The organism is Pseudoxanthomonas winnipegensis, assembly GCF_004283755.1.
Lineage (GTDB): Bacteria > Pseudomonadota > Gammaproteobacteria > Xanthomonadales > Xanthomonadaceae > Pseudoxanthomonas_A > Pseudoxanthomonas_A winnipegensis.
The window spans coordinates 390,180-415,901 of the sequence record NZ_SHMH01000002.1 but is presented as its reverse complement, the minus strand read 5'-3'; the positions used below and the strand labels follow the sequence as shown (position 1 = coordinate 415,901).

Annotated in this window: 21 protein-coding genes; 15 read left to right on the top strand and 6 right to left on the bottom strand. The window is 70.6% G+C overall.

Features of this window, described 5'->3' with window-relative positions:
• Window positions 1–14: 14 nt before the first annotated feature.
• The 5 genes from EAT51_RS05255 to EAT51_RS05235 all read left to right on the top strand — a co-directional run bounded on the left by EAT51_RS05255 (window position 15) and on the right by EAT51_RS05235 (window position 6,484).
• Window positions 15–782, top strand: a complete 768-nt coding sequence (locus tag EAT51_RS05255) for a coniferyl-alcohol dehydrogenase (protein WP_130514774.1) — start codon at window positions 15–17, stop codon at window positions 780–782.
• A 32-nt stretch (window positions 783–814) separates the two neighbouring features.
• Complete coding sequence (locus EAT51_RS05250; protein WP_130514772.1) at window positions 815–2,287, top strand: benzaldehyde dehydrogenase; 1,473 nt, start codon at window positions 815–817, stop codon at window positions 2,285–2,287.
• A 167-nt stretch (window positions 2,288–2,454) separates the two neighbouring features.
• Window positions 2,455–3,291 (top strand): p-hydroxycinnamoyl CoA hydratase/lyase, encoded by an 837-nt coding sequence (locus EAT51_RS05245; RefSeq protein ID WP_130514771.1) that lies wholly within the window; start codon window positions 2,455–2,457, stop codon window positions 3,289–3,291.
• Window positions 3,292–3,320: 29 nt separating this feature from the next.
• Window positions 3,321–5,462 carry an acetate--CoA ligase family protein gene (locus EAT51_RS05240; RefSeq protein ID WP_205953458.1) on the top strand — a complete coding sequence of 714 codons (2,142 nt, stop codon included), beginning with the start codon at window positions 3,321–3,323 and terminating at the stop codon, window positions 5,460–5,462.
• A gap of 50 nt (window positions 5,463–5,512) precedes the next feature.
• Window positions 5,513–6,484, top strand: a complete 972-nt coding sequence (locus EAT51_RS05235) for an alpha/beta hydrolase (RefSeq protein ID WP_130514769.1) — start codon at window positions 5,513–5,515, stop codon at window positions 6,482–6,484.
• A 77-nt stretch (window positions 6,485–6,561) separates the two neighbouring features.
• Here EAT51_RS05235 and EAT51_RS05230 read toward each other — a convergent pair whose 3' ends face one another.
• Window positions 6,562–7,482 carry a helix-turn-helix domain-containing protein gene (locus tag EAT51_RS05230; protein WP_130514767.1) on the bottom strand — a complete coding sequence of 307 codons (921 nt, stop codon included), beginning with the start codon at window positions 7,480–7,482 and terminating at the stop codon, window positions 6,562–6,564.
• An 86-nt stretch (window positions 7,483–7,568) separates the two neighbouring features.
• On the opposite strand from EAT51_RS05230, the gene pobA reads away from it, so the two are divergent.
• Window positions 7,569–8,813, top strand: a complete 1,245-nt coding sequence (pobA, locus tag EAT51_RS05225) for a 4-hydroxybenzoate 3-monooxygenase (protein ID WP_130514765.1) — start codon at window positions 7,569–7,571, stop codon at window positions 8,811–8,813.
• 378 nt (window positions 8,814–9,191) lie between these two features.
• Here the strand turns inward: pobA and EAT51_RS05220 are convergent, their stop codons facing one another.
• The 3 genes from EAT51_RS05220 to EAT51_RS05210 form a co-directional block, all read right to left on the bottom strand.
• Window positions 9,192–10,175 (bottom strand): PDR/VanB family oxidoreductase, encoded by a 984-nt coding sequence (locus EAT51_RS05220; RefSeq protein ID WP_130514763.1) that lies wholly within the window; start codon window positions 10,173–10,175, stop codon window positions 9,192–9,194.
• A 72-nt stretch (window positions 10,176–10,247) separates the two neighbouring features.
• Window positions 10,248–11,009 carry a GntR family transcriptional regulator gene (locus EAT51_RS05215; protein ID WP_130561373.1) on the bottom strand — a complete coding sequence of 254 codons (762 nt, stop codon included), beginning with the start codon at window positions 11,007–11,009 and terminating at the stop codon, window positions 10,248–10,250.
• A 13-nt stretch (window positions 11,010–11,022) separates the two neighbouring features.
• Window positions 11,023–12,099, bottom strand: coding sequence for an aromatic ring-hydroxylating dioxygenase subunit alpha (locus EAT51_RS05210; RefSeq protein ID WP_130514757.1), 1,077 nt, complete (start codon window positions 12,097–12,099; stop codon window positions 11,023–11,025).
• 497 nt (window positions 12,100–12,596) lie between these two features.
• Between EAT51_RS05210 and EAT51_RS05205 the strand changes: the two genes are divergently transcribed.
• From EAT51_RS05205 to pcaC, 9 genes are all read left to right on the top strand, one after another.
• Window positions 12,597–13,904, top strand: a complete 1,308-nt coding sequence (locus EAT51_RS05205; RefSeq protein ID WP_130514755.1) for an MFS transporter — start codon at window positions 12,597–12,599, stop codon at window positions 13,902–13,904.
• Window positions 13,905–14,130: 226 nt separating this feature from the next.
• Complete coding sequence (locus tag EAT51_RS05200; protein WP_130514753.1) at window positions 14,131–14,811, top strand: 3-oxoacid CoA-transferase subunit A; 681 nt, start codon at window positions 14,131–14,133, stop codon at window positions 14,809–14,811.
• Entirely contained in the window at window positions 14,808–15,452 is a 645-nt protein-coding gene (locus tag EAT51_RS05195; protein ID WP_130514751.1) for a 3-oxoacid CoA-transferase subunit B, read from the top strand. The genes EAT51_RS05200 and EAT51_RS05195 overlap by 4 nt, the downstream gene beginning before the upstream one ends.
• Before the next feature lie 13 nt (window positions 15,453–15,465).
• Window positions 15,466–16,674, top strand: coding sequence for a 3-oxoadipyl-CoA thiolase (pcaF, locus tag EAT51_RS05190; RefSeq protein WP_130514749.1), 1,209 nt, complete (start codon window positions 15,466–15,468; stop codon window positions 16,672–16,674).
• A gap of 308 nt (window positions 16,675–16,982) precedes the next feature.
• Window positions 16,983–17,690: a protocatechuate 3,4-dioxygenase subunit beta gene (gene pcaH / locus EAT51_RS05185; protein ID WP_130514747.1), complete on the top strand. Its 708-nt coding sequence runs from the start codon at window positions 16,983–16,985 to the stop codon at window positions 17,688–17,690.
• A gap of 3 nt (window positions 17,691–17,693) precedes the next feature.
• Window positions 17,694–18,257, top strand: coding sequence for a protocatechuate 3,4-dioxygenase subunit alpha (gene pcaG / locus EAT51_RS05180; RefSeq protein WP_130514745.1), 564 nt, complete (start codon window positions 17,694–17,696; stop codon window positions 18,255–18,257).
• A gap of 780 nt (window positions 18,258–19,037) precedes the next feature.
• Window positions 19,038–20,375, top strand: coding sequence for a 3-carboxy-cis,cis-muconate cycloisomerase (locus EAT51_RS05165; RefSeq protein ID WP_130514740.1), 1,338 nt, complete (start codon window positions 19,038–19,040; stop codon window positions 20,373–20,375).
• Window positions 20,376–20,400: 25 nt separating this feature from the next.
• The gene (gene pcaD, locus EAT51_RS05160; RefSeq protein ID WP_130514738.1) at window positions 20,401–21,180 is read left to right on the top strand and encodes a 3-oxoadipate enol-lactonase; all 780 of its coding nucleotides are present in this window, start codon (window positions 20,401–20,403) and stop codon (window positions 21,178–21,180) included.
• 19 nt (window positions 21,181–21,199) lie between these two features.
• Window positions 21,200–21,592 (top strand): 4-carboxymuconolactone decarboxylase, encoded by a 393-nt coding sequence (pcaC, locus tag EAT51_RS05155; protein ID WP_130514735.1) that lies wholly within the window; start codon window positions 21,200–21,202, stop codon window positions 21,590–21,592.
• A 641-nt stretch (window positions 21,593–22,233) separates the two neighbouring features.
• On the opposite strand, the gene EAT51_RS05150 is transcribed toward pcaC, so the two are convergent.
• Window positions 22,234–23,094: an IclR family transcriptional regulator domain-containing protein gene (locus EAT51_RS05150; RefSeq protein ID WP_130514733.1), complete on the bottom strand. Its 861-nt coding sequence runs from the start codon at window positions 23,092–23,094 to the stop codon at window positions 22,234–22,236.
• A 140-nt stretch (window positions 23,095–23,234) separates the two neighbouring features.
• Window positions 23,235–25,655, bottom strand: coding sequence for a glucose/quinate/shikimate family membrane-bound PQQ-dependent dehydrogenase (locus EAT51_RS05145; protein WP_228257818.1), 2,421 nt, complete (start codon window positions 25,653–25,655; stop codon window positions 23,235–23,237).
• Window positions 25,656–25,722 lie beyond the last annotated feature (67 nt).

The window sequence follows — 25,722 nt, the reverse complement described above, 5'->3', positions numbered from 1 at the left end:
CGGACCCCACTCCCATGCACCTGCACAACAAGACCCTGGTCGTCACCGGCGTGTCCTCCGGCATCGGCGGCGAAGTCGCACGGCTGGCCCGCTTCCACGGCGCGCGCGTGATCGGCGTGGACCGCAATCCGGTCAGCATGACCCTGGAGGCCTTCCACCAGGCCGACCTGGGCGACCCGGCCGCGATCGATGCCCTGGTCGCCAAGCTGCCCGCACGCATCGATGCGCTGGCCAACATCGCCGGCGTGCCCGGCACCGCGCCGGTCGAACTGGTGGCCAAGGTCAACTATCTGGGCCTGCGCCATCTGAGTCAGGCGCTGCTGCCGCGGATCGTGCCGGGCGGCGGCATCATCAACGTCGCCTCGATCCTGGGCGCCGAATGGCCGCAGCGCGTGGACCTGCATCGCGCGCTGGCGCAGACGCCCGACTACGCCGCCGGCGAGGCCTGGCTGGCGGCGCATCCGGTGCCGCAGGCCACCTGCTACCAGTACTTCAAGGAGGCGCTGATCGTGTGGACCGCGCGGCGCGCGCAGGACTGGTTCGCCCGGCACGATGTGCGCGTCAACAGCGTCGCGCCCGGGCCCGTGTTCACACCGATCCTGGGCGACTTCGTGACGATGCTCGGCCCCGAACGCGTCCAGGCCGACGCCGGCAAGATGAAGCGCCCCGCCTACGCCGACGAGGTCGCCGAGGCCATCGTATTCCTGGCCTCCGACGCGGCGCGCTGGATCAACGGCGTCAACCTGCCGGTCGATGGCGGCCTGGCCGCCAGCGCGATCTGAACTCCCTCTCTTTCTCCCCTGGACTGCGCATCATGGACATTCAATCCGCTTCTCCCGTGGCCGACGCCGCCACCTGGCAAGGCAAGCTGTTCGACGGCCAGTGGATCGCCGCGCCCGCGACGCTCGAGGTGATCGAGCCGGGCACCGGCAAGCCGCTGCACACGGTCGGCAAGGCCGGCCCGAGCGAGGTCACCGCCGCCGTGACCCGCGCCCGCACGGCCCAGCGCGGCTGGGCGGCCACGGCCCCGCGCGAACGTGCCGCGGTCTTCCACCGCGCCGCGGCGATCCTGCAGGAACACGCGGCCGCGGCCGCGGCGCTGATCGCGCGCGAGACCGGCGGCATCCTGGCCAAGGGCGAGCACGAGGTGCGCGAGGCGATCGTGCTGCTGCAGCGCGCCGCGGCGATGCCGCTGCATGCCACCGGTCAGGTGCTGCCCAGCGTGCCGGGGCGGCTGAGCCTGGCGCGGCAGCTGCCGCTGGGCGTGATCGGTGTGATCTCGCCGTTCAATTTCCCGCTGGTGTTGTCGCTGCGCTCGGTGGCGCCGGCGCTGGCGGTCGGCAACGCGGTCGTGCTCAAGCCCGATCCGCGCACGCCGTATGCCGGCGGCTTCGTGATCGCCGAGGTGCTCGCCGCCGCCGGCCTGCCCGAAGGGCTGCTGCACGTGCTGCCCGGCGGCGCCGACGCCGGCCAGGCCCTGGTCGAGGCGCCTGGCGTGCCGATGATCGCCTTCACCGGCTCCACCGCCGCCGGCCGCAGGATCGGCGAGCTCGCCGGCCGGCATCTGAAGAAGGTCTCGCTGGAGCTGGGCGGCAAGAACGCGCTGATCGTGCTCGACGATGCCGACCTGGACAAGGCGGTCTCGGCCATCGCCTTCGGCGCCTACTTCCACCAGGGCCAGATCTGCATGGCCACCGGCCGGGTGCTGGTCCAGCGCGGCATCGCCGCCGAGCTGACCCGGCGCCTGGCCGAGAAGGCTCGCCATCTGCCGGTCGGCGACCCGGCCACCGGCCAGGTCGCGCTGGGGCCGATCATCGACCAGCGCCAGCTGCAGAACGTCAAGGACATCGTCGACGCCTCGGTGGCGGCCGGCGCGGTGGTCGAGGCCGGCGGCACGCACGAGGGCCTGTTCTACGCGCCGACCGTGCTGTCCAACGTCAGGCCGGGCATGCGCGCGTTCGAGGAAGAGGTGTTCGGCCCGGTCGCCAACATCATCCCCTTCGACCACGACGAGGAGGCCATCGAACTGGCCAACGCCACCGAGTACGGCCTGTCGGCCGGCGTGATCTCCGCCTCGGTCGGGCGCGCGATGGCGATCGGCGAGCGCCTGCAGACCGGCCTGCTGCACATCAACGACCAGACCGTGGCCGACGAGGTGGTCAACCCGTTCGGCGGCACCGGCGCCTCGGGCAACGGCACCAGCGTCGGCGGCCCGGCCGACTGGGAGCAGTACACCCACTGGCAGTGGGTGACGGTCAAGGGCGCCGTGCCGCAGTACCCGTTCTGAGCTTGAAAGCCCCTCTCCCATCGGGAGAGGGGTGAGGGCCCGGCGCGAAAGCGACGCGCGGACTCGAGCGCACGAGGCTTCACCCGAACCCTCATCCGCCCCTTCGGGGCACCTTCTCCCGGTGGGAGAAGGCAACTCCCATCCTCCCCCCCGCTAAAGGTATCCACATGAGCAGCAACACCGAACACGAGACCGTCGCCTACACCATCGAGGACGGCGTGGCCTGGGTGAAGTTCAACCGCCCCGACAAGCGCAACGCCATGAGCCCGGCGCTCAACCGCCGCATGATGGAGGTGCTGGACGAACTGGAGTTCCGCGACGACGTCGGCGTGCTGGTGCTGACCGGCGAGGGCAGCGCCTGGACCGCCGGCATGGACCTACAGGAGTACTTCCGCGACACCGAGGCGCACGGCCTGGCCGGCACGCGCAAGGCCCAGCGCGAGAGCTACGGCTGGTGGCGGCGGCTGCGCTGGTACCAGAAGCCGACCATCGCGATGGTCAACGGCTGGTGCTTCGGCGGCGGCTACGGCCCGCTGTTCGCCTGCGACCTGGCCTTCGCCGCCGAGGAGGCCAAGTTCGGCCTGTCGGAGATCAACTGGGGCATCCTGCCCGGTGGCGGGGCGTCCAAGGTCGCCGCCGAGCTGCTCTCCTTCCGCCGCGCGATGTACCACGCGATGCTGGGCGAACCGATCGACGGCCGCACCGCCGCCGAGTGGGGCCTGGTCAACGAGGCCCTGCCCGCCGCCGCGCTGAAGGCGCGCGTGGACGAAGTGGCGCAGGCGCTGCGCAAGAAGAACCCGGTCGCGCTGAAGGCCACCAAGGATGCGATCCGCCGGGTGCGCGAGATGACCTACGACAACGCCGAGGACTTCCTGGTGCGCGCGCAGGAGGCGGCCAACAGCTACGACGACGGCCGCAAGGAAGGCCTCAAGCAGTTCCTGGACGAGAAGAGTTACAAGCCCGGACTGGGCGCCTACGACCTGTCCAAGCAGCGTCGCGCCTGAGCCATCGTCGAGGGAGGGTAACGATGGACATGAGCACGACTCCGATGCCGGTCGCCGACGCGCGCACGCCGGTGCAGCGGCTGCTGTCGCCGCGTTCGATCGCGATCGTCGGCGCCTCGCCGACGCCCGGGGCGCTGGGCGCCTCGGTGCTGGGCAACCTGCTGCGCAACGGCTATGACGGCGACATCCACCTGATCAATCCCAAGCGTGCGGACATCGAGGGCAGGCCGTGCCTGTCCTCGATCGAGGCGCTGCACGAGGGGGTGGACGTGGCGGTGCTGGCGATCCCGCAGCCGGCGGTGCTGGAGGCGGTGCACGCGCTGGCCACGCGCCGGGTCGGCGCGGTGGTGATCTTCTCGGCCGGCTTCGCCGAGGCCGGCGAGGCAGGCCAGGCCCAGCAGCGCCAGATCGCGCAGATCGCCGCGCAGGCCGGCATGCTGGTGCAAGGCCCCAACTGCCTGGGCTGCATCAACTATCTGCAGCGCATCCCGCTGACCTTCATCGAGGTCGCCATCAGCGAGGCGCAGGCCGCCCGCAACCGCGCGCAGCCGGCCATCGGCATCCTCTCCCAGAGCGGGGCGATGATGACGGTGCTCAACACCACCCTGGCCAGCCGCCACCTGCCCCTGTCGTATGCGATCTCCACCGGCAACGAGGCGGCCAGCCATCTGGAGGACCATCTCGAGTTCCTGATCGATCAGGCCGGCACGCCGGTGATCGCGATGATCGCCGAGCAGTTCCGCCAGCCGCGCCGGCTGCTGGCTCTGGCCGCGCGTGCGCGCGCGGCCGGCAAGCGCCTGGTGCTGCTGCATCCGGGCAAGAGCAGCGCCGCGCGCGCCTCGGCGGCCACCCACACCGGGGCGATGGCCGGCGACCATGCGGTGATGCGCACCCTGGTCGAACGCGCCGGGGTGGTGCTGGCCGAGACGCTGGAGGAACTGGGCGACATCGCCGAGATCGCCCTGCGCTGCCCACGCCTGCCGGCCGCCGGCACCGCGATCGTGGGCGAGTCCGGCGCGTTCAAGGCGCTGTGCCTGGACCTGTGCGAGGAACTGGGACTGGCCTTGCCGGTGATCGACGATGCCGATTCGCCGGCGCTGCGTGCGGCGCTGCCGCCGTTCGTGGCGGTCAGCAATCCGCTGGATCTCACCGCGCAGGGTCTGGTCGATCCGGACCTGTACACGCGCACGCTGCTGGCGCTGTTCGACGATGCGCGCTTCTCCTCGATCCTGCTGGGCCTGATCCAGACCGATCCGGTGACCTGCGCGATCAAGCTGCCGCCGGTTTTGCGCGCGATGCGCGAGCGGCGCCCGGACACCCCGGTCATCTTCGCCGGCCTGGACGAAGGCGCGCAGGTGCCGACGGAATCCATCGCCGAGCTGCGCGCGCTGGGCATCCCCTACTTCCCCAGCACCGAGCGCGCGCTGCGGGCGATCCAGCGCCTGGCGGCGCTGGCCGAGTGCGATTTCGCGCAGGACCCCACGGCACCGGTCGAGCTGTCCCTGCCTGCCGGTGGCGGAGTGATTCCGGAGTACCAGGCCAAGGCGCTGCTCGCCCCGCATGGCGTGCCGTTCGCCCGAGGCGAACTGGCCACCACGCTGGAGCAGGCGCAGGAGGTGGCCGAGCGCATCGGCTGGCCGGTCGCGCTGAAGGTGCAATCGCCGCAGCTGAGCCACAAGAGCGATGTGGGCGGGGTGATCCTGGGCCTGGGCGATGCGCAGGCCCTGGCGCAGGGCTGGGCCCGGCTGCAGGCGAACCTGGCCACGCACGCGCCCGGCGTCGCGGTGGACGGCGTCCTGGTGGAAGCCATGGGCGCGCGCGGGCTGGAGATGATCGTCGGCGCGCGCCAGGACCCGCAGTGGGGCCCGGTGATCCTGGTCGGCTTCGGTGGGGTCACCGCCGAGGTCCTGCACGATGTGCGGCTGCTGCCGGCCGACCTCACCGCCGCGGCGGTGCAGCGCGAGCTGGACCTGCTCAAGGCCGCTGCCCTGCTGCACGGCCATCGCGGCGCACCGGCGCTGGACACCGCCGCGCTGGCCGCGCTGGTGGTGAAGCTGGGCGCGTTGCTGCGCGGCAGCCCGCGGGTCACCGAGATCGACCTCAATCCGGTGGTGCTGTATCCGCAAGGCCAGGGCCTGGTCGCCCTGGACGCGCTGATGCTGATCGACTGAGCCCGCCACTCGCCCCCCCTTTCCACCCGACCCCAGCGTTGGAGCACGCGATGCAAGCAGATCCCTTCGACCCCTCGCGCCTGGCGCCCGATGTGCTCCAGGCGCTGGCGACCATCGCCGCCGCCGTGGACGGCAAGCCGCCGCTGCACACCTTGCCGCCACCGGCGATGCGCGCGGCCTATCGCGAGATCACCACGATGCTCGGCGGCGATGCGTGGCCGATGTCGGACGTGCGCGACTTCCAGGCCGACGGGCCGCTGGGGCCGATCCCGCTGCGGCGCTATCTGCCCACGGGTGCCACGGCGCCGTCGGCGGCCGTCGTCTACCTGCATGGCGGCGGCTGGATCCTGGGCGACCTGGACAGCCACGACAAGGTGTGCCGGCGCCTGGCGCAGGCCGCCGGCTGTACGGTGATCGCGGTGGACTACCGGCTGGCCCCGGAGTATCCGGCGCCGGCCGGCCCGGAGGATGTGCTGGCGGCCATCCGCTGGCTGGCGGCGCATGCCGCCGAGCTCGGCCTGGATCCGGCGCGCCTTGCAGTCGCCGGCGACAGCGCAGGCGGCGGCCTGGCCGCGATGGCCTGCCACGCGCTGCGCGGCAGCGCGGTGGCCCTGCGTGCGCAGGTGCTGATCTACCCGGGGACCGAGCTGTCCTCCGCCGGCGATGCGTTCCCGTCCCGGCGCAGGAACGGCGCGGTGCCGCCGTTGACGCTGGAGCTGATGCAGGCCATGTCCGGCCCGTTCCTGTCCTCGGGCCTGGACCCGCGCGATGTGCGGCTCTCGCCGCTGCAGGCGACGGATTTCTCCGGACTGCCGCCCGCGCTGGTGTTCACCGCCGAGTGCGATCCGCTCCTCGACGACGGCCGCCTGTACGCCGAGGCGCTAAGGGCGGCGGGCGTGCCGGTGGAGTACGTCGAACTGCCCGGCATGGTGCACGGCTTCATCGAGATGGCCGGCGCGGTCCCGGCCGCTGCGCAGGCCATCGTGCGCAGCGGCGACTTCCTGCGCCAGCATCTGGCCTAGCGGCCGTCGCGCTCGGCGCTTGCATGGCTTGCGTGGAGCGCGATCTACGCTGGCGCCGACGGCGCGCGCTGGCGCGGTCACGACGCCGCGCCGGTGCCTTGCCGGGCGCGACGGAACGCGTTCGGCGAACAGCCGGCGTTGCGGCTGAAGTAGCGGCTGAAGTACGCCGCATCGGCGAAGCCCAGCCAGGCGGCGATCTGCTGCACGCTCATCGCGGTGTAGACCAGGCTGCGCCGCGCCTCGAGCATCACCCGCCGCTGCACCAACTCCAGCGGCGTGGCATCGGCGAACTGCCGGCACAGCAGGCCCAGATGGCCTGCGCTGAGGCCGAGCTGTTCAGCGTAGCGCTGCAGCGGCCAGTGCTCGCGGTAGTGCTGATCCAGCAGGCCCAGGAACGCGCGCACGTGCGCGGCGCCGCGTGCCTGCTCGGCATCGGGCAGGGCCTGGCGCTGGTGCAGGCAGCGGCGCGCGGCCCAGACCAGCAGCTGGCCGGCCAGCGCGTGCAGCATCGCCCCGCGTCCTTCGCGGCCATGCGCATGCTCGCCGGCGATCGCGGCGAAGCAGGCGTCCAGCTGCGGGCGGTCATGGCCCACCTCCAGACAGGCCGGCCGCGCCAGGGCGGCGGCCAGCTCGGGCCACTGCGCCGTCCAGTGCGCCAGCAGCGCCGGGGACAGGGTGACGATGTGACCGCGGATGCGCGCATGGAACTCGAAGCCATGCACATGCAGCGGCGGCATCCACACCAGCGTGGCCCGGGCGATGCGACGCACCTCGCCATCGATCTGCACGCCGGCCGGACCGCGCTGCACGTACAGCAGCTGGGACAGGTCGTGATGGCGATGCGGACGGATGTGCCAGTCGTGCAGACGGCTGCGCGCGGGGATGGACTCCCAGTGCAGGGCATCGGTGGGCGCGCTGCCGCCGCGCTCGCCATACAGGCCGAAGGCGGGTACGACGGCGGGGCGGACGGTCTTCTCGGCCATCTGCGAAAAGTGCATGAACTGGCGCGGTTAGTCCATTGGATTCGGCACGCCTGCGAAAAACAATGCAGGAAAAGTACCGCCATGCACGCTCGGGAGGGCGAATGAAGACGACCGTGGCCATCATCGGCGCAGGCCCCGCCGGCCTGCTGCTCGGTCAGCTGCTGCTGCGCCAGGGCATCGACAACATCGTGCTGGAACGGCGCTCGCCGCAGTACGTGCTCTCGCGCATCCGCGCCGGCGTGCTCGAGCAGGGCACCGTGGAACTGCTCAGGCAGGCCGGCGCCGACGCGCGCCTGCGCACCGAGGGCATCGTCCACCACGGCTTCGAGCTGGTGCTGGGCGAACGCCGCGAGCGTATCGACCTGCGCGGCCACGGCGGCCATGGCGCGGTCACCATCTACGGCCAGACCGAAGTCACCCGCGACCTGATGCAGGCGCGCGCCGACGCTGGTGCGGTCACCGTCTACGAGGCCGAGGACGCGACCCTGCACGACCTGGACGGCACGCGCCCCTGGGTCGAATACCTGCACCAGGGCCAGCGCGTGCGCCTGGACTGCGACTACATCGTCGGCTGCGACGGCTTCCACGGCGTCAGCCGCGCCGCGATTCCCGCCGGCGTGCTGCGCGAGTACGAGCGCGTGTATCCCTTCGGCTGGCTCGGCGTGCTGGCCGACACGCCCCCGGTGAACGAGGAGCTGATCTATGCGCGCCACACGCGCGGCTTCGCGCTATGTTCGATGCGCTCGGCCACGCGCACGCGCTACTACGTGCAGGTGCCTGCGGGCGAGCGGGTCGAGGACTGGCCGGACGCGCGCTTCTGGGAAGAACTGCGCGCGCGCCTGCCCGCGGAGGTGGCCGCGCGCCTGACGACCGGGCCCTCGATCGAGAAGAGCATCGCGCCGCTGCGCAGCTACGTGGTCGAGCCGATGCAGTACGGGCGCCTGTTCCTGGCCGGCGATGCGGCGCATATCGTGCCGCCCACCGGCGCCAAGGGCCTGAACCTGGCCGCCGGCGACGTCGGCCTGCTGGCGGCGCTGTTCGCCCAGGCCACGCGCGACGGCAGCAGCGCACCCCTGCTGCGCTACTCGGAACTGGCGCTCAAGCGCGTGTGGAAGGCGGTGCGCTTTTCCTGGTGGATGACCACGATGCTGCACCGGTTCCCCAGCGAGGACGCCTTCGACCGCCGCCTGCACGAGGCCGAACTGGACTATCTGCTGGCCAGCCCAAGCGGCCGCGACACCATCGCCGAGAACTACGCCGGTTTGCCGCTGGAACTGCCTGCGGCCGCGGCGACGCTTGAGGTGGCTGAGGCGGTCGAGGCGGTCAGCGCTACAGCTGGCGGCTAGAAGCCGCGTTCAACCCCAAGAACGGCAGTCGAGAAACCATCATCCCCGCAAGACCCGCCCCTCCCCTTTCGCGCAGCGAAGGGGGAGGTTGGGAGGGGGTGCTTTTCCGCTTCTCAACCCTTCCCGCGAAGAGCACCCCTCCCCAGCCCTCCCCTTGACCTGCGGCCAAAGGGAGGGAGCAACAACGTTCACCGCCTGAGGAAGCAACCCGCAAGCCACGCCCCTCCCCTTTTCGCGTAGCGAAAGGGGGAGGTTGGGAGGGGGTGCTTTTCGCTCCTCAAGCTTTGCCGCGAAGAGCACCCCTCCCCCTCAGTCGCTAGCCGCGACTTCGAGCTCCCCTTGGCCTGCGGCCAAAGGGAGGGGGCAGCGCACGCGCCCCTACAGCGCGTCGCGCCGGTAGCCGGTGTCGATGCTGATGCTGGCGCCGAGTGCGCGCGAGACGCAGGCGCAGACGGTCTGGCTGGCCTGGCGCTGGGCGTCGCTGAGGAAGACGTCGCGGTGGTCCAGGCCTTCGCCTGCCTCGATCACCTCGACCTGGCACAGGCCGCATTCGCCGCGTCGGCAGTCGGACATCATCGCCACGCCAGCCGCCTCCAGCGCGTCGAGCATGGATTGATTGCCGGCCACGGGCACCTCCATGTCCAGCGCAGGCAGCTTGACCACGAACGGCCGCGCCGGCGCGTTGCCGCTGTTGCCGAAGGTCTCGAAATGCAGGCGTGCGCGCGAACGGCCCGCGGCGTGCCAGGCCTTACGCACCGCTTCGAGCATGGCCAAGGGACCGCACACGTAGATCTCGGCGTTGCTGCCCAGGCCGGCGATCTGCGCGTCCAGATCCGGCGCGCCCTGTGCGTCGCTGCAGTGCAGCTGCAGGCGCTCACCCAGGCAGGCATGCAGCTCGTCCAGGTAGGCCATCGCGCCCGCGTGGCGTCCGGCATACAGCAGGCGGAACGCAGGATGCCGGCGCGCCAGGCGCTGGGCCATGCCCAGGATCGGGGTGATGCCGATCCCGCCGGCGACCAGCAGGATCTCCTCGGCCCCGTCATCGAGCGCGAAGTTGTTGCTCGGCGCCGAGGCCTGCACCGTATCGCCCGGCCGCAGGGTCCACATGTAGCGCGAACCGCCGCGACTGTCGGGCATCGCCCGCACCGCGATCCGGTAGCGCCCATCGGCACGCGGCTCGCCGACCAGCGAGTACGAGCGGATGTCCTCGCGCCCCTCCAGCGGCAGCCGGAAGTCGAGATGACTGCCGACCTCGAAGGCGCGCGCGTGTTCGCCGGGGTCGAGCAGGAGTTCGCGCACGCCGTCGCAGGCATCGGCGACGGCGACGACGCGGAGCGGGGACCACTGGTTGTCCTTGCGCATGGCAGGGCTCCGATTGCGATGGGAAGAGTGCGTTCGAGCGCCGCGCGACGCTGGCCGCGACGCGACGACGCGCTACGAGGTGGACGGCGGCTGGCGGCGGATCAGCGCGTTGCCGGGCACCCGGTCGATCGCATGCTGGTCGCGCAGCGCGTGGTGGAAGTTGCGCTGGGCCAGGCGCGCGTGTTCGCGCATCAGGGCTTCGGCGCGCGCGCCCTGGCGCTGGGCGATAGCCTGGACCACCTGGCGGTGCTGGTCCTGGGCCAGGGTCAGGATCAGGCGCGCCTCGGGGGCGACCGCCTGGGCCATCACGAAGCCATTGGGCGAGGCGAACGGCAGCTGCACGGTGCGGGCGAACTCGCGCGCGAGCAGCGCGCTGCCGGCCATTGCGATCAGCAGCGCATGCAGCTGCTCGTTGTGCTGCACGTAGTCGGCGAAGTCGTCCTCGGTCAGCGCCGAGTCCAGCACCGCATCGATCCGCGCCAGCAGCGCATAAGCCGCGTCGAGCTGGGCCTGGCTGGCGCCGCGCTCGGCCGCCAGCCGCGCCGCCAGGCCCTCCAGCGTGCCGCGCAGTTCGATCGCGTCGTCGACCTCGCGCTCGCTGAAGGCGGCCACCGCATAGCCGCCGCCGGGCAGGGCCGTGGCCAGGCCCTCCTCGCACAGGCGCTGCAGGGCCGCGCGCACCGGCGTGCGCGAGACGCCGAGGCGTTCGACCACGGCCAGCTCGGACAGGCGCTCGCCGGCGGCCAGTTCGCCGCCGAGGATCAGGTCGCGCAGTTCCAGCAGCGCGCGCGTGGTCTGCGCGGCGCTGGAGCGGAAGGGCGTGGAGGCGGACACGGCAGGCGCGCCTTCAGCCGACCAGGCGCAGGTCGAGCGCGTGGCCGCGTTGCTCGCGCGCGACCATGCGTTCGATCAGCTGCCGCGCCCACATGCCGCCGGCATCGACGTTGAGGTTGTAGAAGGCGTGGTCCGGATGCGCGTCGATCGCGCGCTGCTGCGCCTCCAGCACCGCCTCGTCCTCGCCGAACACCCCGCTCACGCCCTCGCGCAGCAGCGTGGTCATCGACTGCTCGTGCAGCGAGTGGTTGCGCATGAAGGCCCAGAAGTAGTGGCAGGTGGTGTCCGTCTCGGGCGTGATGGTGTTGAGCACGTAGCCGTTGACGCCCTGGCTGCGGTCGCCCTCGGGCGCGCCGCTGCCGGCGATGGCCACGCCCACATCGATGGCGATGGTGCACGGCGCCTCGAAGCGGATGATCTGCCAGCGGTCGACCTTGCCGCGGTAGCCCAATGCATGCTCGATCTGGCGCGCCCAGAACGGCGGTGCATCGATATCGCGCATCCAGCGCGACACCGTCACGGTGCGCTCGCCATGGGTGACCTGGAACGGCGACTCGGCCACTTCGTCCTGGCCGATGCTCGAACCGTGCACGAAGGTCTCGTGGGTCAGGTCCATCAGGTTGTCCAGCACGAGGCGGTAGTCGCACTTGACCTGGATGGTGCGGCCGTCGCCGGCCCACTGCGGGTCGCTGTTCCAGTGCAAATCCGGAATCAGCGCCGGATCGGCCAGCGCGGGATCGCCTGGCCAGACCCAGACGTAGCGGTGCCGCTCGGCCACCGGGAAGGCGCGCACGCAGGCGGAAGGGTTGATCGTCTCCTGCGAGGGCATGTGCACGCAGCGGCCACGGGCGTCGTAGACCAAGCCGTGGTAGCCGCAGACCACGTCATCGCCGCGCAGCCGTCCCATCGACAGCGGCACCAGGCGATGCCAGCAGGCGTCTTCCAGCGCCACCAGGCGGCCGGCCTGGGTGCGGTAGAGGACGACATCGAGATTGCAGAACTTGCGCGGCAGCAGCGCGTGCCGGACTTCATGGTCCCAGGCGACGGCGTACCAGGCATTGAGTGGGAACCGCGGGGCGGCAGTGGACATGGCGGACTCCTGTATACATGGAGGGTAGCTTTGTCGATGGTCACCGGCGGAATCGTCCATCAATCCGGATTTCCGCCACTTCTTCGATGCAGACGCTGGGCCTCGACGGTGATTTTTGTATACATACGGAGGGCGTCACGCACGCTGCATCGCAGCATCGCGCTCGGGACTCGACGGACGGCAGTCCGCGCTCGCGCAGCCTGTCGGGCAGACCAAAGCCGGCATCGGCGTCGGGGCGTCCCAACGCAACCGAGGCCCGCCTTCTCTCGCGGCATCCGCCCCGGCCATGCCGCGAGCGCCAGATCGAGGCCCCTGGGTATTAGACGGATGTCTAGTACGAAATGACCGAATACCGAACGATCAGGCGATATTCGTACTTGATCCCGCAGCCTCCCGAAAACTAGCGTAGAACGCCTTTCGCGCCACTGGCGCCCGCCATCCGCCGGTCCGTGTCCGCCCGCATCCAAGCGCGCCCGTCACACCCGCCAAGGAACGCCATGTCCCAGTCTTCCCTCGCCCCGCCCCCGCTCACGCTGCAGTCGATGAGCCCGTTCCAGTGGCTGGCCATCGCCATCTGCGTATTGCTCAACATGCTCGATGGCTTCGATGTGATGGTGATGGCCTTCGCCGCGCCGCACGTGTCGGCCGACTGGGGCCTGAGCGGCAAGGAGCTCGGGCTGATGCTCAGCGCCGGCCTGGTCGGCATGGCCGCCGGTTCGCTGGTGCTGGCGCCGCTGGCCGATCGCTACGGCCGGCGCGCGATGATCCTGTGGTGCCTGGTGATCCTGACCGTGGGCATGGCGCTGTCCGGCCTGGCGCGCAATGCCTGGCAGCTGGCCGGGCTGCGCGTGTTCACCGGCCTGGGCATCGGCGGCATGCTCGCCGGCGTGGGCGTGATCACCGCCGAATACGCCAGCCCCAAGTGGCGCAGCACCGCGGTGGCGCTGCAGGCCACCGGCTATCCCATCGGCGCCACGCTGGGCGGGCTGATCGCCACGGTGCTGCTGGAGCGCTGGGGCTGGCACGCGGCGTTCTTCTTCGGCGCGCTTGCCTCGCTGCTGTGCATCCCGGTGGTGCTGGCGCTGCTGCCAGAGTCGCTGGACTTCCTGCTCAGCCGGCGCCCGCCCGACGCGCTGGCCCGGCTCAACGCGCTGCTGGCGCGCATGCGTGCCCCGAAGCTGGACGCGCTGCCGCCGGTGCCGCCGGCGCCGGAGAAGGCGGGCTACGCGGCGCTGTTCACGCCGCGCCTGCGCCGCAACAGCGTGCTGATCGCGCTGGGCTTCTTCATGCACATGTTCGCCTTCTACTTCGTGCTGAGCTGGACGCCCAAGCTGCTGGTGCAGGCCGGGCTGTCGGCCGAGCAGGGCGTCACCGGCGGGGTGCTGCTGAACCTGGGCGGCATCATCGGCGGGGCCTTGTTCGGCTGGCTGGCCGCGCGCTTCGCCCTGCCGCGGCTGACCGCGACCAGCTTCCTGATCGCCGCGCTGGGCATGGTGGTGTTCGCCTCGCTGGGCACGCAGCTGCAGTTGGCCTTCCCGGTGGCCTTCGTGATCGGCGCCGCGCTGTTCGGCTCGATGGCCGGCCTGTACGCGGTGGCGCCGATCGTGTTCGAGCCGACCGTGCGCACCACCGGCCTGGGCTGGGCGATCGGCATCGGCCGCGTCGGCGCGATCCTCTCGCCGATGACCGTCGGCGTGCTGGTCGACGCCGGCTGGCAGCCGGCCAACCTGTACTACGTGCTGGCCCTGCCGCTGCTGGTGGCCATTGCCGCGGTACTGACGATGCGTCTGCAGCCGGCGCGCTGAGCTCCGGCGCGGACGCGCGGATGCCGGCCCAGGCGAGGGATTCGACTTTGGTCCAGTTTGTGCGAATAACGAACTTAAAACCGATATTCGGATTGACGCGGTTTTTCGCGCGGTCCACCTTGACGGCCCGCGCGGCTTGCGCGCGCGGACTGTCCAAGCGAGAGGATGCGACTTCGATGTCCCTGATTGCCCAAGCGCGCGCGGCCGGCGGCGGCGCGGTGATGCCATGATCGACAAGACCCTGCCCTCGTGCGCGGCGGCGGTGGCCGATATCCGCGACGGCGCCACGGTGATGATCGGCGGCTTCGGCACGGCCGGCATGCCCGACGCGCTGATCGAGGCGCTGATCGAACACGGCGCGCGCGAGCTGACCATCGTCAACAACAACGCCGGCAACGGCGAGACCGGCCTGGCGGCGCTGATCAAGCACAAGCGCGTGCGCAGGATCGTGTGCTCGTTCCCGCGGCAGAGCGACTCGCAGCATTTCGATGCGGCCTACCGCGCCGGCGAGATCGAACTGGAGCTGGTGCCGCAGGGCAACCTGGCCGCGCGCATCCACGCCGCCGGCAACGGGCTGGGCGCCATCTTCACCCCGACCGGCTACGGCACCGAACTGGCCGCCGGCAAGGAAACCCGCGAGATCGACGGCAGGCACTACGTGCTCGAGTACCCGATCCACGCCGACGTCGCGCTGATCAAGGCGCACCGCGGCGATCGCTGGGGCAACCTGGTGTACCGCAAGACCGCGCGCAACTTCGGCCCGCTGATGGCCATGGCGGCCAAGTGCACCATCGCCCAGGTCCACGAGGTGGTCGAACTCGGCGGGCTCGATCCCGAAGCCGTCGTCACCCCCGGCATCTTCGTCCAGCGCGTGGTCGCGGTCGGCCACGCGGAGGCCCGCGCATGAGCGGCTACCAGCGCATGACCCGCGAGCAGATGGCCGCGCGCGTGGCGCGCGACATCCCCGAGGGCGCCTACGTGAACCTGGGCATCGGCCTGCCCACCCAGGTGGCCAACTACCTGCCGGCGGACAAGGAGATCTTCCTGCAGAGCGAGAACGGCCTGCTCGGCATGGGACCGGCGCCCGCGCCGGGCCAGGAGGATCCGGACCTGATCAACGCCGGCAAGCAGCCGGTGACGCTGCTGACCGGCGGCTGCTATTTCCACCACGCCGATTCGTTCGCGATGATGCGCGGCGGCCACCTGGACATCTGCGTGCTGGGCGCCTTCCAGGTCTCCCAGCATGGCGACCTGGCCAACTGGAGCACCGGCGCGCCCGACGCCATCCCCGCCGTCGGCGGTGCGATGGACCTGGCCATCGGCGCCAAGCAGACCTACGTGATGATGGATCTGCTGACCAAGACCGGCGAGAGCAAGCTGGTCGCCGAATGCAGCTATCCGCTGACCGGCCTGCGCTGCGTCAGCCGGGTCTACAGCGACCTAGGCGTGTTCGACCTCGGCCCCGACGGGGCGCGCGTGGTCGAACTGGTCGATGGCCTGTCCATCGAGGAACTGCAGCGCCTGACCGGCCTGACCCTGGCGCACTGAACGGAGCAAGCGCATGAGTGAAGTCTTCATCGTCGATGGCATCCGCACGCCCGTGGGCCGCTACGGCGGCATCCTGAGCGGCGTGCGCGCCGACGACCTGGGCGCGGTGCCGCTGGCGGCGCTGCTGGCGCGCCACCCCGACCTCGATCCGGCCGCGATCGAGGACGTCTATCTGGGCTGCGCCAACCAGGCCGGCGAGGACAACCGCAACGTGGCGCGCATGAGCCTACTGCTGGCCGGCCTGCCGGTCAGCGTGCCGGGCAGCACGGTCAACCGCCTGTGCGGTTCGGGCCTGGATGCCATCGGCACCGTCGCCCGCGGCATCCGCGCCGGCGAGCTGGGCCTGGCCATCGCAGGCGGCGTGGAGTCGATGTCGCGCGCGCCATGGGTGATGGGCAAGGCCGAGAGCGCCTTCGCCCGCAACCAGCAGATCGAAGACACCACCATGGGCTGGCGCTTTATCAACCCGAAGATGAAGCAGCTCTACGGCGTGGACCTGATGGGCGAGACCGCCGAGAACGTGACCGCGCGCTACGGCATCTCGCGCGAGGACCAGGACGCCTTCGCCCTGCGCAGCCAGCAGCGCACCGCCGCCGCGCAGGCCGCCGGCTTCTTCGAGGGCGAGATCACGCCGGTCACCGTCCCGGGCAGGAAGCGCGGCGAGACCACCGAGGTCGGCGTGGACGAGCATCCGCGCGCCGACACCACGCTCGAGGGCCTGGCCAAGCTCAAGCCGATCTTCCGCCAGCCCGGCACGGTCACCGCCGGCAACGCCTCGGGTATCAACGACGGCGCCGCCGCGCTGCTGCTGGCCAGCGCCGAGCAGGTGCAGGCGCTGGGCCTGACCCCGCGCGCACGGGTGCTGGGCTTCGCCAGCGCCGGCGTGGAGCCGGCCTACATGGGCATGGGCCCGGTGCCGGCCACGCGCAGGCTGATGGCGCGCCTGGGCCTGTCCATCGGCGACTTCGATGCGATCGAACTCAACGAGGCCTTCGCCGCCCAGGGCCTGGCCTGCCTGCGCGAACTCGGCGTGGCCGACGATGCCGCCCACGTCAATGCCAACGGCGGGGCGATCGCCCTGGGCCATCCGCTGGGCATGAGCGGCGCGCGCATCGCCCTGACCCTGCTGCGCCAGCTCGAGGCCAGCGGCGGCCGCCGCGGACTTGCGACCATGTGCATCGGCGTGGGTCAGGGCGTGGCGCTGGCGATCGAGCGGGTTTGAGTGGCCCGAGGATCGTTCTGCCTCGTAGAGCGGAGCTTGTGGCAATCCCCTTTTGGGGACTCCGCTGAGGCCTTCCCCGAGCATCGCCCCGTCCTGTAGAGCGGAGCTTGTGGCAATCCCCTTTTGGGGACTCCGCTGGGGCCTTCCCAACGAGCTGAACACCTGCACGTCTTTGGCGTGAAGCAAAATCAACAACAGCAACAGCAACAGCAACAGCAACAACAGCAACGGCAACAGCAGCGGAGCAAGCTCCGCTCTACATGAAGCAACAGCGGCGCCTCGGTGTCGCCCAGCCAACGGAGCCCGCGATGCGCGATTCCCCCCTTTCCGGTTACCGCAAGCCATACCCCGGCTCGCAACCGCCCTACATCCACCCGCCCTACGCCTCCACGGTGCTGCGCGGCGTGGGCAGCGACCCCATCGCCATCCCGGTGACGCTCTCGGAAGTGACCGGCCCCACGCTGGACCGCCTCACCCTGGGCGAGCATGCGGCCGACCTGACCGCGGGCTTTGCGGGCGAGCCGCTGGGCGAGCGCATCATCGTCTCCGGCCGCGTGCTGGACGAGAACGGCAAGCCGGTGCGCAACACCGTGGTCGAGGTCTGGCAGTGCAATGCCGCCGGCCGCTACCTGCACGCCGGCGACCAGCACGACGCGCCGCTGGACCCCAACTTCAAGGGCACCGGCCAGGTCCTGACCGACGCGCACGGCCACTACCGCTTCAAGACGGTCAAGCCCGGCGCCTATCCGTGGCGCAACCACTACAACGCCTGGCGCCCGGCGCATATCCACTTCTCGCTGCATGGCGCAGGCATCGGCCAGCGCCTGGTCACGCAGATGTACTTCCCGGGCGATCCGCTGTTGGCCTTCGACCCGATCTACAACTGCGTGCCCGATCCGCAGGCCAAGGCGCGCATGGTCTCGGCCTTCGACTGGGAGACCACGCAGAACGAGTACGCGCTGGGCTATCGCTTCGACATCGTGCTGCGCGGCCGCAAGCAGACCGTCTGGGAGTAACGCATGAGCCTTCAATCGACCCCGTGGCAGACCGTCGGCCCCTACTACCGTCTGGGGCTGGAACCGCTGTACCACACGCAGATCGCCCCGCCCGAGGCCAAGGGCGAACGCATCACCATCACCGGTACGGTCTACGACGGCCTGGGCACGCCGGTCAGCGATGCGGTGCTGGAGCTGTGGCAGGCCGATGCCGACGGCATCTACGACCACGCAGAAGACCCACGCCGCGACGCGCACGACCCGGCGTTCCATGGGTGGGGCCGTGTGCCCACCGACGCGCAAGGGCGCTTCTCCTTCAGCACCATCAAGCCGGGCCGCGTGCCGGGCCTGAAGGGGATCGCGCAGGCGCCGCACCTGGTGGCGCTGGTGTTCATGCGCGGCTTGCTCAAGGCGGCGCCGACGCGCATCTACTTCTCCGACGAGGCCAGCAATGGCGAGGACGGCATCCTGGCGCTGGTGCCGGAAGCGCGGCGCGAGACGCTGATCGCGCGGCAGACGGCGCCGGGGCAGTACGCGTGGGATGTGAAGATGCAGGGCGAGCGGGAGACGGTGTTCTTCAGCTACTGAGCGCCGCTTTTCGCCCTTTGCATTAGCGGTTGCTGTTGCTGTTGCTGTTGCGTTTGCTGTTGCTGTTGCGTTTGCTGTTGCTTTGCTTCACCTGTCTGAGCCGTAAAGCGAGCCGAGCATCGCAGGAAGACGGGGCCGAAGAGTCGCCCTGTTTGAGCGAAGCGAGTTTGGGCGACGTGCCCCGTCTTCCGAGAAGCGCAGGGGACCGCCGCGCAGCGGCGGCTCGCGTCCCGGCGAGAAGCGGTTTTGCTTCCTTTTGACAAGACAAAAGGAAGTCGCGCCGCAGGCGCGAAAGCTTTGCACTTGGCGCGCCGCAGGCGCGTTGCTCTTGTCCAATCAGTGCTGCGCCAGTTCTTAGCCAAACTTGAATTTAATTTGCAAACAAAACTTGAGCGCCGTGCGGGCGCTTTTCAAAAGCAAAGCTTTCGCACGGCTTCGCCGCGCGAGCTACTTTTGTCTTGTCAAAAGTAGCCAAAACCGCTTCTCGCCGGGACGCACGCCGACGCTGCGCGTCGGTCCCCTGCGCTCCTCGCGAAGCAGGGCACGGCGCCCAAACTCGCTTCGCTCAAACAGGGCGCCTCTTCGGCCCTGCTTCGCTGCGGTGCTCGGCGTGCTTTACGGCTCAGACAAAAAGCGAAGAGCAGCAGCAACAGCAACAGCAACAGCAACAGCAACAGCAAATGCAACGGCAACGGCAACGGCAACGTGCGGTTTGACGTCATCCTTCCTGCCATCGGCCCACCATAATCCCATCAAGCCTCACACCGAAGACCCGCATCGATGACTTCCCGCCTGCTCGCCCCCCTGTTCGGCGATCCCGACATCGACGCCCTGTTCGATGACCGCGCACGGCTGCAGGGCATGCTCGACTTCGAGGCCGCGCTCGCCCGCGCCGAGGCACGCTGCGGCGTGATTCCCGACAGCGCCGTCGGCCCGATCGCCGAGGCCTGCCGGGCCGAAGCCTTCGATCTCGACGCGCTCGGCGCGGCCACCGCGCTGGCCGGCAACCCCGCCATCCCGCTGGTCAAGGCGCTCACCGCCAAGGTGAAGGCACGTGACGAAGACGCCGCGCGCTGGGTGCACTGGGGCGCCACCAGCCAGGACGTGATCGACACCGGCACCGTGCTGCAGCTGCGTCAGGCGCTCGACACCCTGACGCCCAAGCTCGAACGGCTGTGCGCCATCCTGCGCACGCTGGCGCAGGCCGAGCGCGACACTGGGCTGCCCGGCCGCACCCTGCTGCAACAGGCCGTGCCGGTCACCTTCGGGTTGAAGGCCGCCGGTTGGCTCGATGCGCTGCAACGCGCGCAACGACGCCTGCGGGCGCTGCGCGCCGACGCGCTGGCGCTGCAGTTCGGCGGCGCCGCCGGCACGCTGGCCTCGCTCGAGGACCGCGGCCTGGAGGTGGCCGAGGCGCTCGCCCGGGAGCTGGAGCTGCCGCTGCCCGCCCTGCCCTGGCACACCGCGCGCGACCGCATCGTCGAGGTCGGCACCGCCTTCGCGCTGCTGGCCGGCGCGCTGGGCAAGATCGCCACCGATATCGTGCTGCTGATGCAGTCCGAGGTCGGCGAGGCCTTCGAACCCAGCGGCGCCGGCAAGGGCGGCTCCTCGGCGATGCCGCACAAGCGCAACCCGGTCGGCTGCGTGGCAGCCATCGCCGCGGCCACGCGCGTGCCGGCGCTGGTGTCCACGCTGTTGGCCGCCATGAGCCAGCCGCACGAGCGCGCGCCCGGCCAGTGGCATGCCGAATGGGAAACGCTGCCCGAACTGATCCGCCTCACCGCCGGCAGCCTGGCGCAGATGACCGTGGTGCTCGATGGCCTGCAGCTGGACCGCGCACGCATGGCCGCGCATCTGGACAGCTTCGGCGGCCTGCTCTACGCCGAGGCGGTGTCGGTCGCGCTGGCGGCCACGCTCGGCAAGTCCGCCGCGCATGCGCTGGTCGAGGCCGCCGCCAAGCGCGCGGTCGGCGAGCAGCGCCACCTGCGCGAGGTGCTGGCCGAAGACGCGCAAGTCAGTGCCGTCCTCGATGCCGCGCGCCTCGACGCGCTGTTCGCCGCCGACAGCTGGCGCGGCATGAGCGACACCTGGATCGACCGCGTGCTCGCGGCCGACTGATCCCTTTCCCGCGACGGAGCCAACCATGGCGTTTCTCGACCTGCCCACCCACCGCCTGCACTACCGCATCGACGGCGCCGAGGGCGCGCCCTGGCTGACCTTCTGCAACTCGCTGGGCACCGACCTGTCGATGTGGGAGCCGCAGGTGGCCGAACTGGAACGCGACTTCCGCATCCTGCGCTACGACCGCCGCGGCCACGGCCAGTCCACCGCGCCCGCCGGCCTCTACACGATCGACCAGCTCGGCGGCGACGTGGTCGCGCTGTGGGACGCGCTGGGGATCGAACGCACGCACTTCTGCGGGCTGTCCATCGGCGGGCTCACCGGACAATGGCTGGGCCTCAACGCCGCCGACCGGCTGACGCGGCTGGCGGTCTGCGCCACGGCCGCCAAGATCGGCACCGCCGAGAGCTGGGAGGCGCGCATCGCGCAGGTGCGCGCGCAGGGCCTCAAGGCGCTGGCCGAGGGCACGGTGATGCGCTGGTTTACCGAGCACTACACCGACACGCACGAGGAACAGGTGCGCGCGGTGCTGGACACCTTCCTGGCGACCTCGCCCGAGGGCTATGTCGGTTGCTGCAACGCGGTCGGCCAGGCCGACTTCCGCCACGACCTGGCCGGCATCGCCGTGCCGCTGCTGGCCATCGCCGGCGACGACGACCCGGTGTGCCCGCCGGCCGACCTGCAGTTCATCGCCGAGCACGTGGCCGACGGCCGCTTCGTCCAGGTGCCGGGCCGCCACATCTGCAATCTCGAATCGCCAGCCGCCTTCACCGCCGCGCTGCGCGACTTCCTCACCGCCTGAGAGCCTCAAGGACCCCACGATGGACGAACAAGCCCGTTACGAAGCCGGCCTGGCCGTGCGCAAGGCCGTGCTGGGCGAGGCGCACGTGCAGCGCTCGCTGGACGCACGCACCGACTTCACCCACGAGTTCCAGCACTTCATCACCCGCGCCGCCTGGGGCGAGGTGTGGACGCGCGACGGCCTGCCGCGGCACACCCGCTCGCTGCTGACCATCGCGATGATGGTCGCGCTGGGCCACGACGAGGAGTTCAAGCTGCACATCCGCGCCGCCCGCAACAACGGCGTCAGCGCCGACGAGATCAAGGAAGTGCTGCTGCAGACCGCGATCTACTGCGGCGTGCCGGCCGCGAACCACGCTTTCGCCCTGGCCAAGCCGATTCTGGAAGAGCAGGCGGCTGAGCCGGCTGGGTGAGGCTCTGGTCGGTGTGACCCGCTGCAGTGCTTGGAAGGGACACCCATGTCCCTTCCAAAGCCAACGCGCCTGCGCATCACCCTTGGCGATTTGAAACGGCGCTCTTCGCGCGATCCCGCACCGGTGGATCAAAAGCGAAGCACGAGCGAGCAGCGCAAAGTCCCTGGATTCCCGCTTTCGCGGGAATGACGGTCTGAAAGGACCGCTTCGGCCCCGGCTCCCAGCCCAGGCCCCGTCCCCGCCTCCGCCCCACCTCCCGCTGTCGCTGTCGCTGTCGCTGTTGCTGTTGCTGTTGCTGTTGCTCACAGCCTCTGCTTTTGCAGTCGCTTTCCCTGTCTGAGCCGTAAAGCACGCCGAGCACCGCAGCGAAGCAGGGCCCAAGAGGCGCCCTGTTTGAGCGAAGCGAGTTTGGGCGCCGTGCCCTGCTTCGCGAGGAGCGCAGGGGACCGACGCGTAGCGTCGGCGTGCGTCCCGGCGAGAAGCGGTTTTGGCTACTTTTGACAAGACAAAAGTAGCTCGCGCCCGCAGGCGCGAAAGCCTTTGCCATTGGCGCGCCGCAGGCGCGATGCCTTCTGCCGTTGATACAAGCATCCAAGCATCGGATCCAAGCCCAAGCTCAAACCCAAGCAAGCGCCGCGTCCCTAACTCAACACCGCCCCCAACCGCGCCGCCGCCTGCCGCAACGGCGGCAACAGCTGCGCATGCATCGTCTGCAGACTCACCCGTCCCGCCTGGGTCCCGATGTTGAGCGCCGCGATGACCGCCCCGGCGCGGTTGCGCACCGGCACCGCGATCGAGCGCAGGCCGATCTCCAGCTCCTGGTCGGTCAGCGAAAGCTCCTCGCGCCGCACCTTGGCCAGCACCTCGAGCAGCTCGGTCGGATGGGTGATGGTGCGCTCGGTGCGCGGGCGCAGCGGATTGCGCTCCAGATAACCTTCCAGCGTGTCCGGCGGCAGCGAGGCCAGCAGGATGCGGCCCATCGAGGTGCAGTACGCCGGCAGGCGGCTGCCCGAACGCAGGCCGATGGACATGATGCGCACCGTCTCGGCCCGCGCCACGTACAGCACGTCGTCGCCGTCGAGCACGCCCAGCGAGCAGGACTCGTGCACGGCATCGCGCAGCGCGTCCAGCACCGGCTGGGCCGCCACCGCCAGCGGCGCGGAGGCCACGTAGGCGCCGCCGATGCCCAGCACGCGCGGCAGCAGCACATAGCCGCGGCCGTGCTCGCCCACGTAGCCCAGCTTGGCCAGCGTATACAGCGCGCGCCGCACCGCCGCGCGCGGGATGCCGGTCTCGGCGCTGATCTGCGACATGGTGACCTCGCGCCCGTGCTGGGCGAACACGCTCAGCACCGCCATGCCGCGCGCCAGCGAAGTCATGAAGTCCGGGTCGCCCTGGGCGGCGTCGATCTGCCGCATGATCTCGCGCGCCAGGCCGCGCTCGGCGATCGCCGAAGCCGGAGCGGGCTTGCGGCGAGCGCGGGGCTTGGAAGAGTCGGTCATCGGCGGGCGAGTCTGCGGGCGGGCGGAGCGCCATGGTAGCGGCGCGCGCGGCGGGCGCCCAAACGAGAAGCGGCGGACCGGTGAAGGTCCGCCGCTCGTTGCTGCCTTGACGCCGGCGTGGCCGACGCGCGAAACGCGGCTTACTTGGCGTCCGGCAGGGTGTAGGCGATCACGTAGTCGCCGCGGTCCGGCGACTGGCGCGCGCCGCCGGCGGTGACCACGATGTACTGCTTGCCGTTGACCGCATAGGTCATCGGGCCGCCCTGGCTGCCGACCGGCAGACGCGCCTTCCACAGTTCCTTGCCGGTGCCGCTGTCGAAGGCGCGCAGGTAGTAGTCCTGCGTGCCGGCGATGAACACCAGGCCGCCTTGCGTGGCCAGCGTGCCGCCCAGGGTCGGCATGCCGACCGGCATGGGCATGTGCATCTTGATGCCCAGCGGACCGGTGTCCTCGACCGTGCCCACTGGCACCTGCCAGGCGATCTGGCGGGTCTTGAGGTCGATCGCGCTCAGCGTGCCGAACGGCGGGGCCTGGCAGGGGATGCCCAGCGCGGACAGGAAGCGGTTCTTGTTGACCGCGTACGGGGTGCCCTTGAGCGGCACGGCGCCCATGCCGGTGTTGACCGCCTCGCCGCCGCTGGAGGCGGCCGCCTTGTCGGCCTTCTGCGGGATCATCTGCACCCACAGGCCCAGGCGCATGTCGTTGGCGAAGGCGTAGCCATGCACCGGGTCGAAGGACAACCCGCCCCAGTTCATGCCGCCCAGCGAGCCGGGGAAGCTCAGCGACACGTCGGTGCCCGGCGCGGTGTACAGGCCCTCGTAGCGCATCTGCTTGAAGGCGATGCGGCACAGCACCTGATCCAGCAGGGTGGCGCCCCACATGTCCGACTCGGCCAGGTGCTTGGTGCCGATCTGCGGCATGCCCACCGACAGCGGCTGGGTCAGCGAATAGGGCTCGCCGGGGATGTCGGCGGCCTTGACCGGGACGTCCTTGACCTCGGTCAGCGGCTTGCCGGTGGCGCGGTCGAGCACGTACAGCTGGCCGGCCTTGGTGCCGATCATCACCGCCGGGGTGGTGCCGTTGCCGGTGGGGAAGTCGATCAGGCTCGGCTGCATCGGCAGGTCGAAGTCCCACAGATCGTTGTGCACGGTCTGGTAGACCCACTTCACCTGACCGGTGCTGGCGTCCAGCGCGGTGATCGACGCGCCGAAGCGATGGTCCAGCGCGGTGCGCTCGGCGCCGTACAGGTCGGTGGACGGGCTGCCCATCGGCAGGAACACGGTGTTCATCGCCGCGTCGTAGGACATCGGCGCCCAGACGTTGGGCGTGCTGCGCGCGTAGGTCTGGCCCTGCGCCGGCGGCGCCTTGTCGTCCGGATTGCCCGGGTCGAAGGCCCAGCGCTGGGCGCCGGTGATCACGTCGAAGCCGCGGACCACGCCGCCAGGCATGTTGGCCTGCACGTTGTCGGCCACGCGCCCGCCGACCACCACGGTGGTGCCGGCCAGGGTCGGGGCGGAGGTGAGCTGGTAGAACGGATCGGGCGCGGCGCCCAGGCCGGCCTTCAGGTCGACCTGGCCATCGGTGCCGAAGCCCCGGCAGAACGCGCCGGTATCGGCATCCAGGGCGATCAGGCGGCCGTCGATGGTGTTGGTCAGCAGGCGGCGCTCACAGTTGGCGCCGGCCGGCAGGCTGACCGGGGTCACCGCCGTGGAACCGGCCGCGGTGGGCTGCACCAGCGGCTTGCTCGCATCGAAGTAGGCCAGGCCGCGGCAGCGCTGCCAGACCGAGGACTGGGCGTTGATCTCGTGCTTCCACAGCTGCTTGCCGCTGGCCGCGTCCAGCGCGATCACGTTGTTGTGCGGCGTGCACAGGAACACCTTCTGCCCGATCTGCAGCGGCGTGGTCTGGTCCTCGGCGCCGTTGCCGTTGCTCTGCGCGATGTCGCCGGTGCGATAGGTCCAGGCGACCTTCAGGTCCTTGATGTTGTTGCGGTTGATCTGGTCCAGCGCGGCGAAGCGGCTACCGCCGTCGGTATTGCCGTAGGCCGCCCAGTCGGTCTGCGCATGCGCCGGGTCCACCGGCACCAGCGCCGGGCCGGGGCCCTTGGCGGCCACCGTCGGATGCGGCACGAACATGCCGGCCAGGCCGCCGGCGCAGGCCAGCGCCAGCACCGCCGCCAGCGCGTAGGCGCCGCGTCCGCCGGCCAGGCCGCGGGCGCGGCGCAGCGTCGGGTAGGTCAGCGCCACCAGCAGCGCCAGCACCGCCGGCATCATCAGCCGCGAGGCCAGCGGCCAGAATTCCAGGCCGGCGTCCCACAGCGCCCAGACGACGCTGAGCACGAAGGCCACGGCGTACAGCCAGGCACCGGCCGGGCGGCGCAGCACCAGCAGCACCGCCGAGACCAGGCTGGCCGCGCCCATCAGCAGGAAGTAGAGGCTGCCGCCGAGGGTGGCGAGCCTGATGCCGCCGGCCAGCAGCGCCAGGCCGATCAGCGCCAGCAGCAGGCCGACGCTCCACAGCAGGATCCGGCCACCGGCCGGCACGTTCGTTTCGGTTTGCACGTTCTGATTCCTCTGCAACGTGATGGCGGCATCCGCCGTCGAAGGACGGCCGCAGCGAGGGCGGGCG